Origin of the sequence: Desemzia sp. FAM 23990, from assembly GCF_045528485.1 — a bacterium.
Lineage (GTDB): Bacteria > Bacillota > Bacilli > Lactobacillales > Carnobacteriaceae > Desemzia.
On record NZ_JBGQQW010000100.1, the window covers coordinates 1 to 255 of the forward strand.

Below are 255 nucleotides of genomic sequence, written 5' to 3' on the forward strand. Positions count from 1 at the left end.
CCATTTTTCTCTACTCCTTCGGCGATTTGAATACGATGAATTTCTCCTCGTTTCTTTTTAGTCGCCTTATACATTAAACCATCGCCTTCTATGAACAGAAAGGGAACTTTCTTTTTATGTTTTGGTTTTTCTACTTGATTGATATCCAAAAGACGATTTTCTGTATAGTTCTTTTGTAAACTACCTACTTTATCCAGTACAGATTTTACTTTTGTATGGCTAATAGAAAAGGGAGTTAACAACGATACAGCTTGT

At 33.7% G+C, this 255-nt stretch carries 1 pseudogene; it reads right to left on the bottom strand.

Annotated elements, in window-relative coordinates:
• Window positions 1-255: pseudogene (locus ACEN4I_RS13640) on the bottom strand (hypothetical protein); the annotation flags it as partial.